We start from the raw sequence: 25,747 nt of genomic DNA on the forward strand, positions 1-25,747 counted from the left end.
TTGTTCGATTTAAACGGTTTATTGGTAAATAGCCAAAATAAAAGCCCATAGACATCGCCGGGTTGGCGAGATCTATGGGCTTATTGCTGCGTGTATCTTATTCCTCAGTCTCCCACATCCGTTGCATCAAATTCCGCAAAGCTTCTCCCTTGATTATCGTACGCGCCAAGCGGAGCAAGCGTCACCGAATAAAGCCTCATCAGCTCCTTCCCTTCCATTTGCACAGGCGTGATAGACAGGTCATGCTCACCGGCGGAAATCACAAACTCGCATGACAGCGTTGCGGTTTCCATTGGACTTTCCGTTCGGTTGACGCGTTTCTCCATAGTCTCATCCCCCAAGGCAATCCGGACAACTCCCGCATCCACCGCTTCTGCTGTGCTGTATGTTAACGATAGCCTTATTTTCATGGAATGATTTAACCGAACCTTCCAAATCACCCGCTTATTCAAGCTCGTCCAGTTGCAAATATAATCATTTCCTTTCTTCCCGTCTCCGTATTTCATTCCCTGACTGACTTCCGCGTCAAAGCTTCTTAAGACATTAATCCCTTTTTCGCTAAGGAGGCGGCCCGCATGAGTCCTGATCTCGCCATCTACTTCCACGGCTATAACACTGTTGGTGGAATCCGGAGCCATCAAAGGGACATGAATGAGCCAATCGTAGTAATTCAGCCTTTTGGTTTCCAGAGGCTTTTGCTCCTGATCGGATAGCAGCCATGCTTTGCGAATAACATTCATCAGGCCACCCAGCACCAACTCTCCGTCCTTCGGCCACTGAAAAACGTGAAGGTACAGCTTATTCGCTTTTTTCGTCGATTCGCCCCATTGCTGCACTTCCAGCGGCGTTCTCGATGTCCCGTAAATACTGTCCCCGTTAACAGCGAGCCACGCCCCAATTTCCTGCAAAATAGGCGTATCCCGTTCGTCGATCTCCCCATTGCCCTTCGGCCCCAAATTCATCAGCATATTGCCGCCGCGCGCTGCGGATTTCGCTAAGAGCTCGATAAATGCCGAAGCCGGCTTATGGCTGTGGTCATCTATCGAATAACCATAGGATTCATTAGTCGTCGGAATGCTCTCCCAATCACCCTCGCACGGGAAAATTTCAAGCGCGCGATCCGCAGTATTCACATAATCCGCAAACGTATAAAATCCACGGCCCGCCGCAAGGCGGCCATTCACGACAACCCGGTCATCAGCCTCCCTGATCGCCTCCAAAATCTTTAAATTTTCCGATAACGGCAATTTATGCGGCGTATCAAACCATAAAATATCAGGTTCATAGACGCGTATCAGCTCCAAAATCTGCGGAATGGCTTTTTGGTCAACATAATAATTAGCCGTTCTTGCCAAAAGCTCCGGATGCTCCGAATGCCACAGCTTCCCATCCCCTTCATATAGCCGAAGATCTCCGCCCGGATTCGTATATTCCCAGTCATTGCCCGGCGCATCGGGATGCTCCCAATCAAATGCGTGGGAGTAATAAAAGCCATACTTCATGCCGTGCCTGGCACAAGCCTCTTTAAGCTCAAGCAGCGGATCGTGCTGAAACGGCGTCATGCGGATATCAAACGGATAAGCATCCGATGGATACATCGAGAATCCGTCATGGTGCTTAGCCGTAATCACCACATACTTCATGCCAGCGGCTTTAATCAGCCGAACCCACGCTTCCGCGTCAAAATGCTCCGGGCTAAACTTATCGATAAAGGCTTCCTTGTATTCCTTATGGCCGATTTTTTTCGCCCGCATCAAATGCTCGGCATATCCTTGCGATTTCTCGCCTTTCCATCTCCCGCCCGTAATCGAGTAGACTCCCCAATGAATGAAACAGCCCAGCCGAGCCTCGCGCCACCAAGCCAGCCGGTTCTCCATATTTACAAGCGACTGCGGCCACCATCCGTCCAGCGCGTGCTGAATCGCCTGACTATCATGATCATCCGCCTCCAGCACGGAAGGCGCCAGTACTCTCATAGAGGCTATTTTCAAAAGGGGATTGCCCTTCTTCAGCATTATGTTTTCTAAAACGGGCTCACCGTTCAGCACCCGGGAGTCACCCTTGAAATGATCCTCGGCATAAATGACAGCTTGAAAGCCTTTTGCCACTTGAATTGAGCTTAGCGGAGCTTCTTTCAAGCCCAGCTCTTGCAAGCGGGATAGCGAATAGTTGCCAACCGACAGCGCTGCCTTTATATCTTGACTGCTAATAATGACCGCAGATGCTTCGTTATAATCGCTCATTTGTATAACCTCCAATTCGATCGGGCTGTTCTCCGTATTTTCATCCTGCTGCTCATTATCCGGCTTAGGGCTGCTAAAGTATTTAGATGAAATTCCGCTGCTTTATAGAGATTTCCAGCAAAATATGAAAATGAAGGCGCAAGTCGTTCATCCGCCGTGAATCACGGTCATTGACAGCCTCTAATTGGAGGTTTACCCTTAAATAAAGCGCTTTCTATTGAAGCTTCCCATGATCAAGAGTGAGGTGGTTGCCTTGTGCGTATAGAATCATCGATTGTTTCCATTAAGCCTTCCATAAGAGCCGCCCATTATCACGCCTACTCCGGGACGCTCAAGGAGAAAAACCGCTGCGGCTACTGCTGCGCCTTTCACCTGATCGATAAAGGGATCGGCACTGTGCTTATGGCTGGCCGCACATTTCCTCTGAGGAAAGGGACGCTCGTCTTTATTCCGCCGGGAACCAACCATTCCTTTCATATTTCCGAATCACAGCCTATAGCCTCCTATGATCTGTACTGTGATTTTTATACCAAAAAAGATACCCGCATCCATCTTTGCTTTAACCCTCCCGAGGATTTTAACGCTGAATGGATGACGGTGATGCCAGATAGCTCGGTCATCGAGCCATTAACGGGTACACTCCAGCTTTCCCGCTACCCGGAGCTGATTCAGACTTTCATTCATCTGGTTAGGCTCAGCCGGCTCGATATCCATTTTAAGGAAGAGATCGTAAGCAGTATGCTGTACAGCTGGATTCTCCAATTGTTCAATCTGAAAATATCGGATAACATCCCTGATTACCGGATTCAAAAAATTATCGACCTGATGGAACAGTTTCCCGGTACCAACCCGCCCTATGAGCAATGGCTTGATTTATGCCAGTTAAAAAAATCGCAGTTTTACAGCATTTTCAAAAAAATGACCGGCCTCACGCCAAAAGAATGTTTTGCGCGGATCAAAATGCAGAGGGCCTACGCGATGCTCCATGAAAGCGACAGCTCTATAACCTCCATCGCCGAACAGCTCGGTTATTCGGGCATCCATTATTTCTCGAAGCAATTTTCGGCGTATTTCGGTATCCCTCCGTCCGAGCTTCGCAAACGCACCAACGCGGATTAGAGTAAAAAATGCACGGTCAGCTTAACGATGAGCTAACCGTGCATTTGACCCCATTATTTGACCGCCCCCGCGGTTATTCCTGTCACGATGTATCGCTGAAAAAACAGATAGAGGAGAACAACGGGCACCATCGAAATTAACAATCCGGCGAATAGAGGCCCCCACTCGGTCCTGTACTGCATCTCCCCTTGCATGATCGCAATCCCTACTGGCAGCGTGTATTTGGAAGGAAGTCAAAACGGGCAATGACATATGCGGTTGTTGTGGATAAAAAAATGGACATGACGGAGCTAATTAAAGTTACGTACACGGAATTCAAGAAATAATCGCCGAAATGGTAGGTTTTCCACACATAAGAAAAATGGTTCCAGTGCAGAGGCATTTCGGGCAGAGACCACGGTTTGTTCGTTAGAAATTGCGGATTATCCTCAAGCGCGCCAAATAATGTCCATAGAAGCGGATAAAGAACAGCCGCGCTCCATAAAAGGAGAACCAGGATGGCCAGCGTATTAAAAAATGTTGAAATGTGAATTTAAGGGGTTATTTTCGAAAAATGATCCTCCGCAACACTTGTTGTTACGGAGGATCATCCAATCGTTAATTCAAATAAAGCCTATTTTGCGGAATGATTTGTTTCGCTTGAGACGCACTAGACCAAGATAGCTTAGCTACTGCATCTTCCGTATTATCGTAATATTCAACCTTAATATCGTACTTCTGCCCCGCTGTCAGTTGAATCGTTCCGGACCATTCCGTCGTGGCTTGATCCACCCATTTATTGATGATGAGCTGATTATTCACCCATACCTTGACGCCATCATCGGAGCTCGTATAAAAGGTGTAAGTCCCCGAATATTGAGGCTTCACTTTGCCCGTCCATCTTACCGAGAAGGTATCTGCATCCATAGATGGCATCGGAGCGCCAAGGCCCCAGTCGAAGTTTACAGTCGCATCGGTCCTTGTAGCTTTTAGCGAAGTAAAATCCATGTTGTTGTAGTAGTTCGCCGTAAGCCCCGTTCCTTCCACTTCTCCTGTAGGAAGGTCGCTTGCTGGCGTGAATTTGATCCAATCGTAGTAAGCCCGGCTTGGCGTGCCCGAGTATACGAATGGTCCAGTCCATATTTCAGCCGGTCCCGCACCTGACCACAGGTTCGCCATAATATAACCGGGGCTTGTAGGGAGCGCGCCTCGCGATCCGTTCTCCGTATGCACCAAATTACCGTCTACGTACCATTTGATGTAAGTAGGGGACCATTCGAAAGCATAATTGTGAAAAGCCAAGGAAGAGTCGAATCCAAGATCGATAATCGTGCTATGCTGGCCGACACCATTCGTAAAGTAGTTGGCTTCAAGCTTCGTTGTGTCTTTGCCCAATATTTCAATGTCGATTTCATCGTTTGACGTGCCTGCCGCTTGGCCCGAATAAGTGAAGAGGCCAGTAACAAGTCCCGTGCCCTTAGCCGCTTTAATCCGCGCCTCAACCCGCCCGTAACCGTATCTTACATTCGTCGAATATTCGCCCGAAGCATAGTTTTTGCCTGAACAGCTCGCAGGGCAGCCTGTATTATCCAATCGCAAAGCCATAATGCCATTATTAAATTCTTGGTTAGCCGCCCGCCAGCCTACGCCAAAATCCACGCCGTTGCCCCAGCCGTCCGAAGTGTAGAATAAATTGGAATTAAGCGCATTTAGCGGTTCATCAAACGCTGCGTCTGCTGCAAAAGCTTGTTTAGGCAGCATAAGAGTGAGAAGCAGCGTACAAGCCGCCATAAATGCTATCATTCGTTTCTTGCCGCTAATTACCATGTTCATGAATACACACCTCTTTCTCAGAGTGGAATTACTAAAAAAACAGTGGTAAATACGTTTTGTTTTTCTCCAGCATCTCCTCAAGCATCCGCTCCGCATCATTTGCGGAAGAAACAAGCGGATGATGCGCAAGTGCCAGTAAGGCCACCCCCCTGTCTCCGGTAATTGCCGCTTCGATCGTCAACTGTTCATATGTTTTCACCGCGTGGATCAGTCCCTTTACAGAAGAAGGTACCGCGGATACCGGCTGAGGAATGGGGCCTTGCTTCGTTACTCGGCAGTTCACTTCGATACAGGCGTCATCAGGCAGAAAATCAAGAATGCCTTGGTTGGATACATTCAAGGTCTGAATATCCCCCGAATCATTATGAAGGGAATTCATTAGCTTCACGGCCGCCTCCGAGTAGTACGCGCCTCCGCGCTGCTCAAGCTGCTTCGGCTTCTCGGAGAGCTCCGGATTGAGATAAATTTCAAACAACTCATCCTCAAGCCGCTTCACCGTTTCGGCGCGTGTCTCGCCACGAAGCGCGGCTGCCTGCTGCTCGGCGAGAATTTCGCGATGAAGATAGAAGTATTTTAAATAATAAGACGGAATAGCCCCGAGAGAGCGAAGCAGAGTGGCATTCCAATCATATTGCGGGACGTTTTTAGCAGAATAGCCATCGCGGTTGCCGAGCAGCTCGGATAGCTTAGGCTCGCCATTTACTGTAATATGATTGATCCAATGCAGATGATTAAGACCGACGAAATCACAATGAATGCGATCAACAGGGACGGAATACAACGAAGACAGCCATTTGTAAGCTGCTATCGGCGAATTGCATAAACCTACCGAACGGATGCTCGAATGTTTATTAATGGCCTCCGTCACCATCCCGGCAGGATTGGTGAAATTAAGCAGCCAAGCGTCGGGGCACAGCTCTTCCATATCTCGGCATATATCAAGAAGGACAGGAATTGTACGAAGACCCTTCATCATGCCGCCCGGGCCGGTCGTTTCCTGCCCGATCATGCCATACTTCAAAGGGATCGTCTCATCCCAGCGGCGAGCTTCCAGCAGACCGACCCGCATTTGGGTCGACACGTAATCGGCGCCTTCTAATGCCGACCGCCGATCAAGCGTCAGCTTGACCTCAATCGGAAGGCCGGATTTTGCAACCATCCGCTGGGCAAGCTGCCCGACGATAGATAGCTTTCGTGATCCTTCCGGGATATCAACCAACACAATCTCCGTTACCGGGAAGGTAGCGTAATTGTTGATAAATCCTTCTATAAGTTCAGGCGTATAGGATGAACCTCCGCCTATGACGGCAATTTTCAGTCGATTACTCATGCTGTTCGAATCTCCTTCACCGATAATTTTGCTTCCAATTGTTCATAGACATTAGCCGCGATATCGCAATTTGAATATTCCATGGCAAGCAGAACGGCTCCCGCAACCGGCTCCATCGCAAGCATTCTCAGCGTGCATGCCGGAGCTGCCTCTCTTATTTCCTTCTCAATGTACGGCGTTACATATTGACTATCCCCTCGTGTCAAAATGCTGCCAACCATCACCAAATCAAATCTATCATTTTGCATGCCTAGCTTACGGATGACCGCACTCGCGGCTAGCCCAAGCTCAGTTCCTTGCCGGCGCAAGATGCCGCGTGCAACCTCATCTTCTCCAGCCACTTCAAACAGGATTTTCGCCAAATGGTACGGTACTCTTAATCCTTCATCCAGATAACGGCTGTACATTTGTTCAACGGACGCAAATTGGAGCATTCGCAAAGCAGCCTGCGTTAGCAGCGTTTCCGCCTCTCTTCCCTCCCATGAGCGAATAACGGATCGAAACACTTCCACCGCCAGATCAGAGCCTCCGCCAAAGTCGCCAAAGGCGTAGCCAAAACCGCCGCATTGCATAACGTCTCCTTGCTTATTCATGCCATAACAATTCGTTCCGCTGCCGCATATGATCACGACCCCGTCCTTTTGCCTTGTTCCCGCTCTCAGGCCAATGACCGTATCGCATACGATTGCATGGTTATCGAAGCCTAGTTTCGCAATCATCGGACGCAGGATGATAAAGTCTGCTTCACGGTCCGCGCCTGCCAAACCAAACATCGCGAACGCAATTTCGGATTGCTCGATTTTTGCTTCGAGCAACGCCATCGTGACTGCTTCTCGAATATTGCGGCTGGCGAGCTCGACTCCTAATTGGTGGTTGCCGCATCCGCTCACGCCTCGACCGAGAATAGTGCCTGCAGCATCAGAAACGACTGCGAGCGTTTTGCTCCCTCCGCCGTCTACTCCTAAATAATAGTTCAAGCCACTCGCTCCCATATCCATTTCCGAGTTTGGAGAGCCGGATGTCTCTTCGCGGCGAATCGAGCAGCTCGCACAATTCTGATATTCCCGGCTTCCAACTCGTTATGTTTTATTTTTGTTATTTTAGCTGCCAACTGCCGTTAAATCTTAACTTCATTTTCATCTGCTGATCTTTACTTGATGAGTCGCTTCATCCCGGGTCAGCTTGGCTCCGATCGTTTCCGTCAGAACGAGCAGCGGAACGTAGGCAACACCATTTTCCAACCAAACAGCGCTTTTAATGACCAGCTTCTTGCCGTTAACGTAAGCAACATTCGAGCCCGCCTTAAAAATCATTTCCGATTTGGAAACCGCGTCCCGCACCACGATTTGATGCTTTGCCGCGTCCCATTGCACGGTTGCATTCACACCTTCCATTAGAAAACGAAGAGGCGCCATTTCCGTCTGGCCTAGCTTGAACACTGCAGGCTCTCGCTCATCCCGGATCATGAGGCTAACGGATTGCCCCTTAGGAAGGGTTGGATCCACGCTAGTCCCTGGTTGCCGCTTCGGCAGCGTATAAGCGATCCGGTCAACCTCAGCAATCTGGGTCGTGCCCGGATACACATACTCGTTAGCCCAGCCATTGGTCTTCGTAGCCGGCCACATATTCGCTAAAATATAACCGGGAGCAGAGGGAAGCGCCCCCCTTGAGCCATCTTCCGTATGAACAAGCTTGCCGTCCACATACCATTTGATCGAATCCGGAGCCCATTCAAATGCGTAATCATGGAAATCATCGGCCGCATCGAAGCCAAGCGGAATGATCGTCGAATGCATGCCAACGCCCTTAGTAAAATAGTTGGTTTCGAATTGGGTCGTGTTTTTGCCAAGAATCTCGATGTCAATCTCATCCGCCTTGCCATCCGAATCCGCTCCATAGGTGAAAAAGCCGGTTACGACTCCGTCCCCTTTGACCGCCTTCATCCGAACCTCGAACTTCCCGTATCCGTAACGCTGCGTCGTTGAATATTCCCCCGAAGCATAAGGCTTATCGGAGCAAAGCGCCTTATCCTCCGCACATGGTTTGTCGTCAATCAGCAATTTCAGCTTGCCGTCTTGAAAGACGACATGGTCATCTCTCCAGCCGCTAAGAAAAGTGCCGCCATTGGACCAGCCGTTCGAGGCATACCAGCGATCCGTATCCTTCTGGTCGAGCGAGTCTTCGAATGTCGTGCCAAGCGCCTCCGGCTGCGCGGCTTCCTCAGCCATGGCCGTAAATGGCGATGCGGCAAACATTACAGCAGCAATCGATGTCAGCAGCGTTGCTCTGAGCTTATGCTTCACGGTTAACCCTCCTTGCGAAACGATTGTATTATTTCAGCTTGCTTAGGTTCTCTTGCCATCTTTCGGTATTGTATTTAAGCAGTTGTTCATAACCTGCCTTCTGTGCGTCTTTCTCCGCCTGATCTAGAATCGCAAGCACTTCCGCATCGGATTTCGCGCTAATCACCGCTTTTGCGTTCGCTTTCTCATAGATTTCGGAAACAGCTTGGGCGATTATGCCTTCATCCGAATCTCTGGCAGGCGCCAGGTTTACGAACTCCGTCGTATTAAGCTGCGTCTTCCATGTAATTTCCGACTGCCAATACGTCTCCCAGCTGCGCTTGTCAGCAGGCAGCGTGGATTCGAATTTAGACTTCGAATTATCTACGTAGACGGTATTTCCGTTCCATTGGAAGTTGACGGTTGCATTCATCAAATCATCGCGGCCTTTTTGGTCGCTGGTGAACTTGTCGGTAAATAGCGGCGCTTCATTGGCATCGGTTCCATCCCAGTAAAGGCCTTCTGGTCCCCACATAATCGTTCTTTGTCCTTCAGGACCTGTAAACCAGTCCAAGAAGGCGAAAATCGCTTCGGGATCTTTGGCTGATTTGGTAATAACGCTGACGTTCCAGCCTAACTGCTTGTAATCGCCGGGGAAAATCTTGTTTTTATCAAGTCCCGGCTTATGAATAGGCCAGACCATAATATAACCGGCGGTTGAATCTTTCGCTTTTAATGCCGTGTTGCCCTTTGCGCCAAACTCCGTTGGGCTAGAAGCGGCATAAACCGCGATTTTGCCTGTTACGATTTTCTGCTCAACCTGCTCCAGCTTCTGCGTGAACGCGTCCTGAGAGATCAACCGCTCCCGGTACAGCTTGTTCGCATACTGCAGCGTCTCGCGGTAGACCGGATCTACGAATACGGAGGTCAGCTCATTGCCTGAAGGGATCGCCATCATGTTTTGACTGCTGTACAAATAAGGGCGGTTCTCCGCGAAAGCGGATGTAAGGATTTGGATGCCCTCCGCGCCTTGGCCTACCTCGAGAGGCACAACATCCGAATATTTTGCTTTTACCTGCTGAAGATAAGCGTAGAGATCATCTGTTGTCTCCAGGCTCGGAGAGCCCAGCTCCTCATAGATCTTCTTGTTCACCAAATAACCGGAGTTGCCGTTTGGCTGCGTCGTATACCAGTTCGGGAACTGATACAGCTTGCCGTCGGGGGAACGAAGCATATCCAGCGTCTTCTCTCCCGCCCATTTCTTGAGGTTCGGATATTTATCCAAATAATCGTCGAACGGAACAAGCATGCCTTCCGAACGAAGCCTCTCCACTTCCGCTCCACGTTCCATCCAAATGACATCCGGCAGCTCGTTCGAAACAATCATCGTATTTCTTTTTTGCTTCGCGTTGCCGCCTGAGCTGATTGGAATGACGTTTACTTTTTTATTTTCTTTAATCCACTTTGTTGCCAAATCGTCGCCCCATGGCGGCATCGTATACCAGTCATAGTCCCCGTAGAAAGTGAACTCCAGCGGCTGCTCGCCGAGAACAAATCCGGCGCTCTCCTGCTTGCCCTCGCCTGACTTTTCACCGCCTGGCGTGTTTACCGCTTCCGATGAATCATTGTTTTTGGCACAGCCCGACAGCACCGATACGGCGATAAGCGCAGCTACCAATACGGTATTAAAGCTTTTTTTGTAAAATTTCATTGATCTGACTCCCTTCTATTTGGTCATCTATGGTTAAAGCAAATGCTCTGAACCCTATTCCTTGAGCGATCCGATCAATACCCCTTTAACGAAGTACTTCTGAACAAAGGGATAGACACAAAGGATCGGCACCGTCGCGACCATCATCGTGGCCATCGCCAACGATTTTGTCGTAACCGACTTCATTTTGTTCAAATGGCTGCTTGCCGACGAATCGATTTGGGACATCTGCTCGTTCATGATGTTGGAGTTCAAAATTTGCTGCAGCTTGGTCTGAATCGGCAGCAAATCGGCGTTGGAGATGTAGATGCTAGGAGCAAACCAGTCGTTCCAGTGATAAACGGCGGTAAATAGCGATAACGTGGCGAGAACCGGACCGGACAACGGGAATATGATTCGGAAAAAGACTCCCCAGTTCGTGCAGCCGTCTATTTTCGCGGATTCCTCAAGCCCAGCTGGCATGCCTAAGAAAAAGGCCCGAAATATAATCATGTTCCAAATGCTGATTAAACCGGGAATAACCATGACCCAGAACGTATTCATAAGCCCAAGTTCCCTAATCAATAAATAACTTGGAATCAGCCCACCGCTAAAATACATCGTAATAATGCAAGCGATCATATAAAACTTGCGGCCCATTAATTCCCGCTTGGTCATGCTGTAGGCAAAAATCGACGTAGCCAATATCGTGCCGATCGTTCCTACGACCGTACGCAAAATCGATATAATGAATCCGTCAATCAGTCGCTTATCTTTAAATACGACCTCGTAATTTTCCAGCGAGAACACGCGTGGCCAGAAAGTAATTCCGCCTTGCATCGTATCCGTTCCCGCATTTAAGGAGATGACTCCCGCGTTCCAGAACGGATAAAAAGCGGTGAATCCAAGTACAGCAAGCGCGATATAGATGACAATGGATAAAGCTTTATCACCGTATGAAAGTTTCATGGCCTATCCCTCTCCTTCCCCGTTACCACAAGCTGTTGCCCGATTTTCTAGCCAAATAGTTTGCTCCCGCGAGCAGTCCCACACTGATCACCGCTTTGAAGGTGCCTGCTGCCGTTGCGTAAGAGAACCGCGAGTTTTCGATACCTATCCGGTACACATACGTATCAATGACATCGCTTACATCTCTCAGTACCGGATTAGAGCCGAGCAAGAGAATATCCTCAAACCCCGCGCTTAGCAAATTTCCTATCGCTAGAATGGAAAACACCGTAATGACCGGCATAATGGAAGGAAGCGTAATCGTAAATATTTGCCTAAACCGGCTTGCGCCATCCATGGAAGCGGCTTCATATAAATGCGGATCAACTCCAGCAATAGCTGCAAGATAGACGATAGAAGCGAAGCCGATCTCTTTCCAAACGCCCGTTGTCACTAAAATTCCCCAGAAGTACTCCGGCATGGACAGAAAATTAATCGGTTCGTCGATGAAATGCAACTTTTGCAGTAAAATGTTTAGGCTTCCGTTGTCCGTGGAGAGCAGAGAAAGAGCGAAGCCTGACACGATAACCCAAGATAAAAAGTGAGGCAAATAACTAATCGTTTGAATCACTCGCTTGTAGGTCCGGTTTCTAACCTCGTTCAGCATCAATGCCAAAATGATCGGTGCCGGGAAGCCAATGATGAGCTTAAGCAGGCTGATGACAATCGTATTGCGCATGACGTCCCAGAAAACAGGAGCATGAAAGAACATTTCGAAATGCTTAAAGCCGACCCAAGGGCTGCCTAAAAACCCTTTGAAAATGCTGTAGTCCTGAAATGCGGTCAATACGCCGTACATCGGAATGTAGCTAAAAACAAAAATAAAGAGCATGGCCGGCAACGCCATTAACTGAATGTCCCATTGCCGGAGGAATCGTCCGAATCCGCTTGTCTTCGCATAGGATTTCCGTTTGATTTCGATACTAGATTGCTGCATGGCTAACCCCCCGTTCCTAAAATGTTCACTCTAAGCAGCTCGGATTAAATATCCTCTTTCTTCTTACATAGTACCCTTAAAAACCGGGCACATCTCCGCTTTACCGCTTAAAAAGTGACACTATCCAACTGTTATTTAACATTCCAGCTTTTGAAGACGCGAGGTGAAACACCGAGGTGCTTCTTAAATAATCGATTGAAATTGGATAACGTATGGAAGCCGCATTCATGGGCTACCTCCGTTACCTTCATGGTTGTCGTCTCTAGCAGCATCACCGCATGCTCTAGTCGAATGTGAATTAAATAGGCCAGTGGCGCCATTCCGACCACCAAACGGAAAATATCGTTAAACCTGGAGGGACTTAAAAACACGAGCCCTGACAGCTCTTCAAGCGTCCAAGCATGCGCATACCGCTCTTCCATGGCATATATCACCGTGCGTACTTTTTCCAATTGGACGGTATTCAGCTTTTCTTTTGCTCTAACCAGCCCTTCCATCCGGAAGTGACGGTTCACGGAAGCCAAAAAACGAAGCAAATGGGAATACACCATGGAGCTGTATGACTGCCTCTCCGTGATATGCTCCTCTTGCAAAGCAAATAGGATGGAGCGAAGCTCGTCCATCATAGGCTGTTTCCGGTCGAGCAAATTGGTGAAATAAGTGCCCATCTCCTTAAACGGCGACAGAATCTCTGGATCGTAACGCAAATTGCCGAGAAACCATGACGCGTCAAACGTAATGACCAAGATGACCAAATCCTTCGTCTCGTAAGCGCAGTGAAGGTCATTGGAGTTGATTAATAAAATATCGTCTTGCTGGAATTCGAATCGCTGCCCATTGATGATGTAATAGCCTCTACCTGACTTAATAAGATTGATCTCCAGCACATCATGCCAATGAAGCTTTTGATAAAAGGAGTTAACCCCTTCCGTGTCCGCTACATAGATCGGATATTGCTTAGCCATTTTAAATTTCTCTTTAGGAATATCTCTCGTATTCGAAAAAGTCATCACAATCACTCCTTATTTAATTTAAATTGGCCGTTTAAAGCGGGAAAAAGCTACAATTTTCTTCCATCAATAGCAATCTACATAATATCATCATCCACAGCTTTTAAGTCAATGCTCTTCTCTCTTTCGTTCTGCACACAACAAATGCCAGCCTAGAATCGTTGTAAGTGTGGCACAACAATTTTAGGCTGGCATTTGCAAAATATGAATCCGATTTTAGGGTTGCGTCCAAGATGCTGCTTCACCTTAAAACTGCCGGAACGGAGGATGAACGAAGCCAGCGCCGCTTGGATCAACGGGTTCGAGCGCATCATTCAGAGGTACATGAAACGTAGTTTCCACTGTTCACGGCAAAAATAAAGGGCATCCTTGTATGGATGCCCTCATGCTATTCAATACCTCTATGCTTAACGTTGAATCGGTTCGATCACGTAAGAGCTTGCCTCATCCGCCGATCCACTTGCCTCGCCTTGTATCGACCAACCAAAAGATAAAACGGAAGCCAATTGGTCACGCTCGGCCTGCGTTAACGACGCTGTAACCGCCTCGCGGCCCTCTTCCAGCTCCAGTACCGGCTCTTTGCCGAATGTGATCGAGATCCAGCTCCGGATACCGCGAACCGTATTGTATTTGATGCGGTAACCATGCTTCACTGCCGCTTCGAATACTTCCGGTTCCTGATCCGCATAGCTGGATAGATCCTGATAATTAAAATGATATATACTGTCATCCTCCGGCAGCTCGCGAGAGCGGACTCTGCGAATCAGCTCATCATTTGACCAACCGAGCGCCCGCAGCGATTCAAGCAGCAAAGCATCCCATTGGGATAGCTTAGCCTCTTCTTGTGTTGGATTTGTCATTATAAAACAGCTCCTTCCTGGTAGAATAATTGGATCTACTACTTATGAAGTGCTACAAAATGCCCTGGGCTTACTTCCCGTAATTCGGGCACTTCTTCCGATGCCGCCGCGCTCTCTTTCCACGTAATCCTCTCGACAACCGCGTTCGGGTCCGGCACAGGAATGGAAGACAGCAGCGCCTGCGTGTAAGGATGCAGCGGATTCTCATAGAGCTCGTCGCTATCCGCGACTTCCACGAGGCGTCCTTGGTACATAACCCCGATCCGATCGGAAATATGCCGAACCATAGACAAATCATGTGCGATAAAGAGATATGTTAAACCAAACTCCGCTTGCAAATCTTCAAGCATATTAACGACCTGCGCCTGCACGGAAACATCCAGCGCGGAGATCGGCTCGTCACATACGACAAAATCCGGCCGAACAGACAACGCTCTAGCAATCGAGATACGCTGGCGTTGACCGCCGCTGAACTCGTGGGGATAGCGGTATAGATGCTCACGCTTCAGGCCGACCTTCTCGAGCAGGACAGCAACGGCCTCCTTCCTCTCCTCACCCTTGTATAGCCCATGGATATCCATCGGCTCGCCGATTAGCTCAAGCACGTTCATGCCGGGATTTAAAGAGGAATACGGGTCCTGAAAAATAGATTGAATGCGTCTGCGGAACGGCTTCAGCTGCTGCTCGCCAAGCTTCGTGAGGCTTTGCCCGTCGAAACGGACTTCCCCATCCGTGTAATCATATAACCGAAGAAGACAACGGCCAACCGTCGATTTGCCGCTTCCCGATTCCCCGACAAGCCCGAAGGTTTCGCCTTGGCGGATCTGAAAGCTGACACCATCGACAGCTTTTAGCACTTCTGTGGGCCGTCCCCATACATCTTTGCCTTTGACAAAATGTTTTTTCAAATTTTGCACATCAACCAGTATGCTGCGCTCACTCACCGGAACCGCTCCCCTCTGACTTGTTCGCCGCCTGATCCTGCTTGAAATCACGGTCCGCCAGCCAACACAAGGAACGGTGGCTAGGCCCGACATCGAACATAGGGGGCAGTTCTTTACATTTGTCCATGGCATGAGGACAGCGCTCCATAAACGGGCAACCTGGAGGCGGATTGAGCAAGTCCGGCGGCGTCCCCTCAATTGGGACTAGCCGCTCCCTAGTTCCGCCGCCTCGCTTAGGCACTGATCGAAGCAAACCTTGCGTATAAGGATGCCGGGAACGGTAGAAAATATCCTCCACCTTGCCCTCTTCCATAATCATGCCGCCGTACATCACGATTACGCGTGTACATACCTGCGCCACGACGCCGAGGTCATGGGTGATGAGCGCCACGGCCGTATCGGAGTTGTCCTTCAGCTCCTTAAATAAATCAAGAATCTGCGCTTGGATGGTTACATCCAGCGCTGTTGTCGGCTCGTCTGCAATAAGCAGCTCCGGCTTGCAGGAAAGCGCCATCGCAATCATGACCCGTTGGCGCATCCCGCCGCTGAACTCATGAGGATATTGATGAATGCGCCGTTCCGGCTCCGTAATGCCGACTTTATTTAGAATCGAGATCGCTTCCTTAAGCGCCTCGTCTTTGCTCATGCCAAGATGCCTGCGGATGACCTCTGTCATCTGCTCCCCAATCCGCTTAACCGGGTTTAGTGAGGTCATCGGATCTTGAAACACCATCGCTATTCGATTGCCGCGAAGCTTTCTCATTTTTTTCTCCGGCAATTTGGTCAAGCTCTCTCCGCGGAATCGGATATCCCCGCCGGTTACTTTGCCCGGAGGCTGAATCAGCGATAAAATCGCTTTGGCGGTGACGCTCTTGCCGCTTCCTGATTCGCCGACAATGCCGATTGCTTCGCCGGCTTCAATATGGAAGCTTACGCCGCGCACGGCCTGATTCTCGCCTTCCCTTGAATAGAAAGACACTCTTAAATCCTCGACGGATAGCAGCCATTCTGTCATGGTACGCTACACTCCTTTGTGCATTTTATCTCTCCGCCGGCTTATCTTCGGATTAATTTAGGTTCGAAACCGACGCGCAAAATATCGCCCAGGATGTTAAAGCTAAGTACGGTCAACAAGATGAGCAAACCCGGAAATAAAGCAAGGTATGGCGCTTGCGCAATATAGCCTTGCGCGTTATTCAGCATGCTGCCCCATGTCGCGCTCGGAGCCTGGACCCCAAATCCAAGAAAGCTTAGGGAAGATTCCATCATAATCGCCGATGCGACATTATTGGTCGCGCCAACGATAATGACGGGGACCAGGTTAGGAAGGATATGCCTGCCAATGATGCCGAAGGCGCTTTGGCCGGATGCTTTTGCATACAGCACATATTCGCGTTCCTTCACGGACATCGTCTCCGCACGGACAACCCGGGCAATGTTCATCCACATTAACAAAGCGATAATGACGATAATGTTGCCAACGCTAGGCTTCAAATAAACGCTAAGCAGCAACAAGATTAGAAATGAAGGAATCGACAGGATGATTTCCAACATCCTCATTAGAAGGTTGTCGATCCTGCCGCCGAAATAACCGCTGATAACCCCGACTGCGACGCCGATGCCTGTTGCTATAATCATCGAGGCAAACCCGACCATGAGCGAGATTCGTCCGCCGTACAGCGCCCTTGCGAAATAATCTCTCCCGTAATCGTCCGTTCCGAACCAATGCTGCGCCCCTGGGGGCTGCAACCGTTCCATGACGTTCAGAGCGTTCGGATCCTTCGATGAAAGAAAAGCGAAAATTGCAGCTAACGAAAACACAATTAATATGATGATGGATGCGATCCCGAGGCCGTTCGTGAACAGCTCGTTGCGAACGCTTCGCCATTTACTGCGATTCATGAGATCACCTCTTTATTTGAATTCTCGGATCAGCGATGCCGTACAATATATCTGCAGCCAGATTGCCTAAGATCAGCATCACAGACGAGAATAGCGTAATGCCCATAATAACGGGATAGTCCATCCCCTTGACTGCTGTCATGCCGAGAGTCCCGATGCCCGGCCACGAGAATACCGTCTCCGTGACGATAGCCCCTGCCACCAGATCGCCCATGGACATCCCCAGCAAAGTGATGACCGGAAGCAGCACATGCTTTAGCACATGCCGGAACAGAATGGTCGACTTGTTTGATCCAAAGGCATATTGGATTTGCACGTAATCTTCCTTAAGCTGTCCAATCGTACTAGAGCGAATATACCGCACATAGACGGCCAGAAACCCGAAGGCAAGCACGATGCAAGGCAGTATGCCGTGTTTAATAACATCCCAAGCGGAATCCGTCCCAATCGTACGCATCCCCATACTCGGGAGCCAGTGCAGCTTTATTGCAAAAAAGTACATAAGTAAAATAGCCAGCCAAAACAGCGGTATCGAGATACCAATATAGGAAACGAGATTGATCAGCTTATCAACGAAGCGGTTCCGGTTCGCTCCCGCAATTAGGCCAAGAGGGATCGCCAGCAATACGGCTAGTGCGATCGATATGCCCATCAAGCCTGCCGTAGCAGGCAGGCGCTCCAAAATCTGATCCAATACAGGCTGATGATTAATTAATGAATATCCAAGATTTCCAGACAGGCATTCTTTAATCCAGAGAAAATACTGGACGTACGCTGGCTTATCAAGGCCAAGGCTTGCCCGCATTCGCTCGATATCCTCCGGATGCATGTTAGGCGTTACGAAGGAGAGGACTGGATCTCCCGGCGCCAGCTTAATCATGCCAAAGCAGACGATCGAAACGAAGAACAGCATCGGTATCGTTTGCAGCAATCTTTTTGCGATGAGTTGTCTCATACGTTTTTCTCCCTGCTTTTATTCGCAAAAAAATAAGCTGAACGTTCCAGCTTATTTTTGCCGCGCTCTTATTTCAAATAAAGTTTAGACAAGTCTTCAAAAATAACGACCGGCTTCAGTACGGCTTGGTCGAGTCCGCCGTATTTTTTATCGACAGCTACGATCGTTTTCGTGTAAGCGATAGGATAGATAGCCGCGTCGCTCGCAATGATCTCTTGAAGCTGTTTGTAAATCGCATCACGTTTCGTTGCGTCTGCCTCTCCCGTCCCTTGCTCGAAGAGAGTGTCTACTTCCTTGTTCACATAATGGGAATAGTTGGAGCTGCCCGTTGATTTGAACAGGATCGAGTAAGCGTCAGGATCGTAACCCATAATGTAACCCGTCATGGCAATTTCATAATCCTTTGCCTTCTGGTCGATAAATTTTTTCACCCAAGCTGAGGAGTCCATGCTTTGCAGCTCAACCTCAACTCCGATTTCTTTAAGCTTCTGCTGTACGTACAAGGAAACCGCTTCTTGCGCCTTGTTGCCGCTCTGTACGATGAAGCGCAGCTTCAGGCCGTTTACTCCAGCAGCTTGGAGCAGCTCCTTCGCTTTCGCTGCATCGTTGTCAAAAGTTGTTACGTCATTTGTGTGAAACAGGCCATCCGGCGTGACGAACGATTTTGCCGGATCGGCATATTCGCCGGAGCTGTATGCGACTTTAATAATTTCATCACGGTTCAAAGCATAAGCGAGCGCTTGACGCACTTCCTTCTTGCCTAGTACACCGGTGTCGCTGTTTTGGTTAAACATCAAGTATGCCAAGCGGCCTTCGCTATAAGGCGAAATTTCGAAGTTATTTGTCGCTTGAATCGTCGCTACATCTTGTGGATCCAAATATTTAACGTTAATTTCGCCGTTTTGAAGGGCAAGATTTGCTGCATTCGTATCCTTCGCAATCCGGTATGTTATCGAATCCAGATGCGGTTTGCCGCCGAAGTAGTTATCAAAGCGCTCAAGCGTTACATACTCGCCAGTCTTGTACTCTTTGAATTTGAACGCTCCCGAACCAACAGGCGTGTTGTTCTTAGGACTTTTCTCAATATTAGCTTCGCTCTCGAAAATATGCTTAGGAATCGGGAAAACTTGCAGCAGCGTCGCTTCGAAAGCCGGGCTGACTTGCGGAAGCTTGAACTCAACAGTCGTATCGTCCACTTTTACCGCTTGCACGGGCTTGCCCCCGATGATCAAGTTGCCTCTTAGGAAGCTGTTTTGTTTCTCATCCAAAATCTTATCGATCGTGAACACGACATCATCGGCAGTTAGCGGCTGTCCGTCATGCCAAGTCAGGCCGCTCTTCAGCTTCAACGTGTAAGTAAGGTTATCATCCGATAGCGTCAGGCTATCCGCCAGATAAAACGTCTTCTTGCCGTCATTAACTTGATACAAAGGCGCGTAAAGCGCTTGGTCGATTGTTAAGCTAACGCGGTCGCCTGCGTAGTTCGGGTTCAAAATAACCGGATCCGAGGCTACCCCTATAATCAAGCTGCCGCCGTCTTTTGGCTGCTCGCTTGCCGTATTTTCAGGTGTGTTGGCTTGTCCGTTATTAGACGGCGAAGATCCGTTATTCCCCCCGGAGCACGCACTAATCACTACCGTCAATAAAACCAATGAAATGAATCCTGACAAAACCTTGCGCATTGTTCCATCCTCCATGTCTCTCTCAAGATGTTTTTTATGTTAATGAAATTCATTGTATATCGGATTACTCGGAATTGCAATGATGCAAATGAATATTTGTTTGTTATTCATCCCATACTTTTACGTTCTGCATCATATCGCCTCGTTTGAGAGCATCAACATGCTCTATCCCGGACGTAACTTTCCCGAAAACCGTGTGACGGCCGTCAAGGTAGTCATGCTTATCGTAGGAGATGAAAAATTGGCAGCTTCCCGTATCGGTTCCGAAATGCGCCATCGATAACACCCCGCGCTCGTGAAGATGAGGATTGTTGGCTGTCTCGCACAAAATCTTCTCCGTACCTCCGCGGCCCGTGCCATCAGGGCAGCCTCCCTGCGCTACAAATCCTCGAACGACGCGATGAAAGGTCAGTCCGTTATAGAAGCCCTGATTAGCCAGCTTCTCGAAGTTGGCCACCGTGCCCGGGGCATCTTGGTCAAATAGCTCGATATCTACAACTTGTCCTTTTGCTAACGTGATGGATGCTTTTTTCATTTCGAAGTCCCCGCTTGCTTTTCGTCCGGCTCACTCGGTTGCTGCTCGCCGATAATCGCGACAGTCTTCGCCATCTGCTCAGGAGCATAAATTTCTTGAACATCATCCGCCACAAGCGGCCGATATTCATTGTTGCTTCCATAGTATACCTCAGCACGGGGATTCATAGCCAAAAGCAAGTTTATTAATTCCTGCACCTTCAATGTGTTTGTGTTTTCCATGATGTTCTCCCTTATGACGGTTGTTTTCAAACCTTTAACTTCTCGGCAACGATTAGTATACCGTATTTTAACATCACTTTGCCAAAGAAGCGATTTATCTGCTCTTTTGCTTTAAAGATCACTTCCGTTATATAGCCGTAACATCGTGCTCATTCACCCGTTCAGTCTTCGCATGCTTGAGCTCCGTTCTAAAAGCTTTTTCAATTGCGCTTCTATCCCCATACACAAAGAGCTGATCCCCTTCATCGATCTTCATGTCAAAAAGACGGGCCTTCTTGCCGTCCCGCACCGTGAGTAGAACGGTAAAACCGTCCGCGCAATGATTGATCTCGTTTACTTTTTTGCCCAGCCAATCGGACCGGCCGCTTATTTTTATTTTTGTGAAAAAATCAGTTTTCTCGTCTATATACAGCACTTCCTGGATCGGCAGCTCGTGCAATGCGAACTCCTTCTCCAGATGATGCTCCGTTTTCTCCGTTAAAAAAGCCGCGATCCGTTTGTTTTTCACAATAATCAAAATTGCTCCTAAAGCCGTAATTGCCCAAACCAACTGATGAATGCCGAAATTTTGCGATAAAAGTTGGCTGAGTGACGAAATGATCACCGCTAGCGAAAATACGCCGAAAGCAATCAAAAAAACGGCAATACGCCTGCGGATTGGATGCCTGATGACAAGCTCTGACTCTTTTGTTGTAAAACCGGTAGCCGTCAGCATAGAAACCGCTTGAAACCGTGCGATCTTCTGATCAAGCCCTGTCACAACGAGCAGCGATGCAGCTATTTCTACTACCATTAAAATAACTGCGCCATAGATCACTATAAACAACCATCCCATTCGAATCGCTCCTATCCGCCACATCCCTATTTCTGTAGATGTACCCGAATGAAATGCGATAGAATCGGCTAAGTCATTCTAATTATTTCCTTCTGGCGATTGTTCATGCTCCTTATCGAAACACTCGAAACATAGCAAGGTTTTATCCTCAAGCACGTTTCCGTTAATAAATCCGTCGTTGCAATAAATAGGTTTCTTACATGCCGTGCAGATGCCCACAAGTTCCTGCATCACGGCCACCTCCCCTAACAGTCAGTAACGATTCTATCCTTTAAAAAGGGCTGCTGTAACGCTGCAAAAAGCCAATACCTATTAACCCAATCGTTCATAGAATAGAGTGTGAGAGTAAGAAGCAGACACTTTGGGGGCCGCATCAAATCGTAACGAAAGAAAGGAATGCTGAGCTGCTATGGGATGCCAGATTGGACGGATTATTATCGAAAACAACAATGGTACGATTATATTTGGGAATGTCGGGACGATAAATATGAATACGACCTCTGTTGCCACCGAAGGCAATGACCGTGAATCCAGAGAATCGGCTTCTGCCGATAATGAACAATCGTCCCTGAATACAGCAAACGACATTAATTTCGTAGATTTAATGCGAAGGCGCTCCCGAAGAAAACGATCGAAGAAGCGGTAGTTTAGATCGCGATTTTGTTCCGTGGTCGATTTTTAAAATGACCGTTCCTGAGCTATTGTTATTATTGACCAGGATATTTAGCTTTGTGCCATCGCTCGGCGAAGGCCAATGTTCCCCATCCTACAACGTATCCGTTATCCTGAATCATGTTCACCTTCCTATATCCGTCTATTAAAAGGAATCAAAGAGAAACTGGGATTATTATCCTATAATAGCAAATATCGCACCTGAAAATCTATGAATCTTTGCACTTAATCTCGGTTTTGTTTGTATTCATTTGTAAAATAAAAAGAGCAGGCGCCGCGGCCTGCTCTTTCAGCTTCGTTATTCAGCTATCGATTTATGACCAGCAATTACACCTGTACAGAATGTTTCGCGCGAGCGAGCTGCGTAGCTTCAACCATGTTGCGCAAGGAATCGACCGTTTCTTCGAATCCACGCGTTTTAAGTCCGCAATCCGGATTGATCCAGAAAAGCTTAGGATCAAGCACACGCAAAGCGCGTTCGATCATGCTAGTCATCTCTTCCACTCGCGGAATACGCGGGCTGTGGATATCGTAAACGCCTAAACCAATGCCCAGCTTGTAAGTGTTCAGCTCGAAGCTATGAATCAGCTCACCATGGCTGCGGGATGTTTCGATCGAAATGACATCGGCATCCATCGCTTCAATCGAATCGATCATGTCATGGAACTCGCAATAACACATATGCGTGTGAATTTGCGTCGTGTCTTGAACCGTGCAAGTAGTCATGCGGAACGCTTTGACCGCCCATGCCAGGTACTCCGCTTGGTCTTCTTCCTTAAGCGGCAGCCCTTCGCGAACGGCTGGCTCATCCACTTGAATCATGCCGATGCCCGCTTGCTCAAGCGCTTCAACTTCTTGTCTAAGCGCATATGCCAGCTGGTAAGCGATTTGTTCACGCGTAATATCATCACGGACGAACGACCAGTTCATGATCGTAATCGGACCTGTCAGCATTCCTTTAACCGGACGCTCGGTTTTGGTCTGAGCGTACTTGGTTTCCTCGACGGTCATCGCTTCCTCGAACGCCACATCTCCAAAAATAATAGGCGGCTTCACGCAGCGGGAACCGTAAGATTGTACCCAGCCGAACTGTGTGAACGCGAAGCCTGCAAGCTTCTCGCCGAAAAATTCAACCATATCCGTTCTTTCAAATTCGCCGTGCACAAGAACGTCCAGCCCAATCTCTTCCTGCAGCTTGATCCAAATATCGATCTGCTCCCTAATGAAGCCAGCATACTGCTCATTGTTCCACTCGCCTTTGCGCCACTGCTGACGCGCCTTGCGCACCTCTGCTGATTGCGGGAAGCTGCCAATAGTCGTCGTCGGAAAAATCGGCAATTGCCATTTCTGCTGCTGAGCAACATGGCGCTTTGCGAAAGGCAAGCTGCGCTCCGGATTCTGAACGCTGATAGCTGCAACTGCCTGCTGAATGTCGTTACGATTGCGTTCACCCGACTGCTTAAGCGCCTGTAGAGCTGCATCGCATTTTTCCAATTCAGCCGTAATTTCTGCTCCGCTTGAAGAAACTGCTTTTGCAAGAAGGACAAGCTCATCCAGCTTCTCATCAGCAAATGCAAGCGCATTTTTCAGCTCAGGCAGCAGCTTCGCCTCGTTTTGCACCGTAACCGGGACATGCAGCAAGCTGCATGAGGACTGCACGATTAGCCGATCAGTCGTCACGATTGCCGCAAGCTCTTCCAGCAAGGTCAGCTTCTCGCGAAGTGAAGCTTTCCAGATGCCGCGGCCGTCAATAACGCCTGCGCCTAGTACCTTATCCGCCGGGAAGCCTAACGCTTTAATAGACGAAATGTTGCCCGTGATTCCATGAACGAAGTCCAGTCCCACACCGTTAACCGGAAGCGCGACGATGTCACTATAGTTCTCTACCGATTCAAAGTAAGTTTGCAGCATGATGTTCAGGGTAGGTACTGCTGATGCAAACGTCTCATAGATTGTTTTCAACCGCTCTAGATCAGCCGCGTTTAATTTCGTTACCAGAATCGGCTCGTCAATTTGTACCCATTGAACCCCTTCACTCGCCAGCTCTTGCAAAATCTGTACATAAAGCGGAAGCAAGCGCTCAAGCCAAGCATCCGTCTCCGATGCGCTGTACCCTTTGGACAGCTTCAGGAAAGTGAGCGGTCCTACGATAACCGGCTTGCCCTCGATACCAAGCTCTTCTTTCGCTTCGCGGTAAGCCTGCAGCGGCTTGTTCTCGGTGAGAGCCGGTGCAGCGCCATCCAGCTCAGGCACGATATAGTGATAGTTCGTATTAAACCACTTCGTCATTTCGCTTGCTGTTGCATCCTTCGTACCACGGGCAATGCCATAATAAACGGACAAGGGAACAGCGCCGCCCTCATAGGCAAACCGTTTTGGAATGATGCCGAACATAGCGGCAGTGTCAAGAATGTGATCATAATAGCTAAAGTCATTAACAGCGATAAAGTCGATGCCTTTTTCCTTCTGCTTACGCAAATGGTTCAAACGGATTTCCTTCAGTTTATTATGAAAGTCCGATTCTTCGAGCTTGCCGGACCAAAATGCTTCGAGCGCCTTCTTCCATTCACGATCAGCACCAATACGCGGATAACCCAAAACACTACTCTTCACCATCTTGCAACACTCCCTAAACAAATTGTTACAAGAAAGATATCACGTATTCGCAGGTATAGTGTAACTGGATTAAACTATATCTAGTTATAGCCTAAGGCTATACCAAAATATTATTGTGCTGTCGCTTGTATAAGGGCCTCCACATATGCCGCTCCAAGCTTGGATAACGAGGCGTTTTTATGGGAAATCCAACCGACATTAATCGTTTCCTCAATATCCAAAGGTACGGGAATAATTTCATTGCCGTTTAAATCGGCGCTCAGAACCCCTGTCGATATCGTATATCCGTTCAAGCCAATCAATAAATTGAACAGCGTCGCGCGATCGTTTACACGAATGCTTTTTTTATGCGACATCGTACTAAGGATCTCTTCTGAAAAATGAAACGAATTATATTCGCCCTGGTCAAAGGACAAATACGGGTAATTTTGAAGCTGGTCCATAGACACGATGGACTGGTTGGCGAGCGGATTTTTGATGCTGATGAAAATATGCGGCTTAGCTGTGAACAAGCTGACGAATTGCAAATTCGCGGTTTTGAGCAGCTTGTTGATGACATTTCCATTGAACTCGTTAAGATACAAAATGCCAATCTCGCTGCGCAAATTTTTGACATCCTCGATAATTTCATAGGTTTTGGTCTCGCGCAAAGTTAACTCATATTCATCCTGGCCGTATTCCCGAACCAAGCTCACAAATGCATTTACAGCGAAAGCATAATGCTGAGTAGACACTGAAAAATGCTGCGGGGAAGGTTTGGCATTCAAGTATCGGCTCTCAAGTAGCTCCGCCTGCTCGACTACTTGCCGGGCATAGCTTAAAAACTCAACACCCTCCTTAGAGAGCGATATCCCTTTATTTGATCGATCAAAAATCGCAACCTGCATTTCCTCTTCCAAGTCCTTAATCGCATTTGAAAGACTGGGCTGAGAAATAAACAACCGCTTCGCCGCTTCGTTAATGGAGCCCCGAGTAGCGACCTCGATCACGTACTTTAATTGTTGTAGCGTCAATGGAATACTCCCCTCTAACACTCGTTTACTTTCTTCTATTATACAAATAAATGAAGCAAGCTGCTGCCGCTCCTGCTAATT

General features: G+C 48.4%; 23 protein-coding genes. 2 read left to right on the top strand and 21 right to left on the bottom strand.

From position 1 onward, the window contains the following. Nucleotides 1-104: 104 nt before the first annotated feature. A complete protein-coding gene (locus tag A7975_RS27690) occupies nt 105-2,243 on the bottom strand; it encodes an alpha-L-fucosidase (protein WP_065387296.1) in 2,139 nt (712 codons plus the stop codon). Between the two features lie 255 nt (nt 2,244-2,498). Here A7975_RS27690 and A7975_RS27695 point away from each other — a divergent pair, with 255 nt between their 5' ends. Then, a complete protein-coding gene (locus A7975_RS27695) occupies nt 2,499-3,362 on the top strand; it encodes an AraC family transcriptional regulator (RefSeq protein ID WP_065387297.1) in 864 nt (287 codons plus the stop codon). Nucleotides 3,363-3,959: 597 nt separating this feature from the next. On the opposite strand, the gene bglS is transcribed toward A7975_RS27695, so the two are convergent. The 18 genes from bglS to A7975_RS34385 form a co-directional block, all read right to left on the bottom strand. Beyond that, the gene (bglS, locus tag A7975_RS33375) at nt 3,960-5,174 is read right to left on the bottom strand and encodes a beta-glucanase (RefSeq protein ID WP_082198500.1); all 1,215 of its coding nucleotides are present in this window, start codon (nt 5,172-5,174) and stop codon (nt 3,960-3,962) included. A gap of 31 nt (nt 5,175-5,205) precedes the next feature. Then, nucleotides 5,206-6,504: a 6-phospho-beta-glucosidase gene (locus tag A7975_RS27705; RefSeq protein ID WP_065387298.1), complete on the bottom strand. Its 1,299-nt coding sequence runs from the start codon at nt 6,502-6,504 to the stop codon at nt 5,206-5,208. Then, nucleotides 6,501-7,481 (bottom strand): N-acetylglucosamine kinase, encoded by a 981-nt coding sequence (locus A7975_RS27710; RefSeq protein WP_065387299.1) that lies wholly within the window; start codon nt 7,479-7,481, stop codon nt 6,501-6,503. The genes A7975_RS27705 and A7975_RS27710 overlap by 4 nt, the downstream gene beginning before the upstream one ends. A gap of 159 nt (nt 7,482-7,640) precedes the next feature. Next, on the bottom strand, nt 7,641-8,807 hold the full coding sequence (locus A7975_RS27715) for a family 16 glycosylhydrolase (protein WP_065387300.1): 1,167 nt from the start codon (nt 8,805-8,807) through the stop codon (nt 7,641-7,643). 28 nt (nt 8,808-8,835) lie between these two features. Next, nucleotides 8,836-10,497, bottom strand: coding sequence for an extracellular solute-binding protein (locus tag A7975_RS27720; RefSeq protein WP_065387301.1), 1,662 nt, complete (start codon nt 10,495-10,497; stop codon nt 8,836-8,838). Between the two features lie 54 nt (nt 10,498-10,551). Then, nucleotides 10,552-11,445: a carbohydrate ABC transporter permease gene (locus tag A7975_RS27725; RefSeq protein ID WP_065387302.1), complete on the bottom strand. Its 894-nt coding sequence runs from the start codon at nt 11,443-11,445 to the stop codon at nt 10,552-10,554. A gap of 22 nt (nt 11,446-11,467) precedes the next feature. Next, nucleotides 11,468-12,421, bottom strand: a complete 954-nt coding sequence (locus A7975_RS27730; RefSeq protein WP_053371925.1) for an ABC transporter permease — start codon at nt 12,419-12,421, stop codon at nt 11,468-11,470. Between the two features lie 131 nt (nt 12,422-12,552). Then, a complete protein-coding gene (locus A7975_RS27735; RefSeq protein WP_065387303.1) occupies nt 12,553-13,431 on the bottom strand; it encodes an AraC family transcriptional regulator in 879 nt (292 codons plus the stop codon). A gap of 407 nt (nt 13,432-13,838) precedes the next feature. After that, nucleotides 13,839-14,291, bottom strand: coding sequence for a hypothetical protein (locus A7975_RS27740; RefSeq protein WP_053371927.1), 453 nt, complete (start codon nt 14,289-14,291; stop codon nt 13,839-13,841). Between the two features lie 38 nt (nt 14,292-14,329). Beyond that, a complete protein-coding gene (locus A7975_RS27745) occupies nt 14,330-15,235 on the bottom strand; it encodes an ABC transporter ATP-binding protein (protein ID WP_053371928.1) in 906 nt (301 codons plus the stop codon). Further along, nucleotides 15,228-16,250, bottom strand: coding sequence for an ABC transporter ATP-binding protein (locus A7975_RS27750; protein WP_053371929.1), 1,023 nt, complete (start codon nt 16,248-16,250; stop codon nt 15,228-15,230). Before A7975_RS27750 ends, A7975_RS27745 begins: the two co-directional genes overlap by 8 nt. 41 nt (nt 16,251-16,291) lie before the next feature. Continuing rightward, nucleotides 16,292-17,137 carry an ABC transporter permease gene (locus A7975_RS27755; protein WP_065387304.1) on the bottom strand — a complete coding sequence of 282 codons (846 nt, stop codon included), beginning with the start codon at nt 17,135-17,137 and terminating at the stop codon, nt 16,292-16,294. 4 nt (nt 17,138-17,141) lie between these two features. Beyond that, nucleotides 17,142-18,092, bottom strand: coding sequence for an ABC transporter permease (locus A7975_RS27760; protein ID WP_065387305.1), 951 nt, complete (start codon nt 18,090-18,092; stop codon nt 17,142-17,144). Nucleotides 18,093-18,160: 68 nt separating this feature from the next. After that, entirely contained in the window at nt 18,161-19,774 is a 1,614-nt protein-coding gene (locus tag A7975_RS27765; protein WP_053371932.1) for an ABC transporter substrate-binding protein, read from the bottom strand. 103 nt (nt 19,775-19,877) lie between these two features. Beyond that, complete coding sequence (locus A7975_RS27770) at nt 19,878-20,309, bottom strand: peptidylprolyl isomerase (RefSeq protein ID WP_065387306.1); 432 nt, start codon at nt 20,307-20,309, stop codon at nt 19,878-19,880. Beyond that, complete coding sequence (locus A7975_RS27775; RefSeq protein WP_065387307.1) at nt 20,306-20,530, bottom strand: hypothetical protein; 225 nt, start codon at nt 20,528-20,530, stop codon at nt 20,306-20,308. Before A7975_RS27775 ends, A7975_RS27770 begins: the two co-directional genes overlap by 4 nt. A 127-nt stretch (nt 20,531-20,657) precedes the next feature. Continuing rightward, nucleotides 20,658-21,365: a TrkA C-terminal domain-containing protein gene (locus A7975_RS27780; protein WP_065387308.1), complete on the bottom strand. Its 708-nt coding sequence runs from the start codon at nt 21,363-21,365 to the stop codon at nt 20,658-20,660. A gap of 78 nt (nt 21,366-21,443) precedes the next feature. Further along, complete coding sequence (locus tag A7975_RS34385; protein WP_176707829.1) at nt 21,444-21,596, bottom strand: hypothetical protein; 153 nt, start codon at nt 21,594-21,596, stop codon at nt 21,444-21,446. 178 nt (nt 21,597-21,774) lie between these two features. On the opposite strand from A7975_RS34385, the gene A7975_RS27785 reads away from it, so the two are divergent. Then, entirely contained in the window at nt 21,775-22,011 is a 237-nt protein-coding gene (locus A7975_RS27785) for a hypothetical protein (RefSeq protein WP_053371936.1), read from the top strand. Between the two features lie 353 nt (nt 22,012-22,364). On the opposite strand, the gene metE is transcribed toward A7975_RS27785, so the two are convergent. After that, nucleotides 22,365-24,653, bottom strand: coding sequence for a 5-methyltetrahydropteroyltriglutamate--homocysteine S-methyltransferase (gene metE, locus A7975_RS27790; RefSeq protein ID WP_065387309.1), 2,289 nt, complete (start codon nt 24,651-24,653; stop codon nt 22,365-22,367). A gap of 110 nt (nt 24,654-24,763) precedes the next feature. Beyond that, complete coding sequence (locus A7975_RS27795) at nt 24,764-25,666, bottom strand: LysR family transcriptional regulator (protein ID WP_053371938.1); 903 nt, start codon at nt 25,664-25,666, stop codon at nt 24,764-24,766. Nucleotides 25,667-25,747: the final 81 nt, after the last annotated feature.

Origin of the sequence: Bacillus sp. FJAT-26390, from assembly GCF_001682865.1 — a bacterium.
Classification (GTDB): Bacteria; Bacillota; Bacilli; order Paenibacillales; family Paenibacillaceae; genus Pristimantibacillus.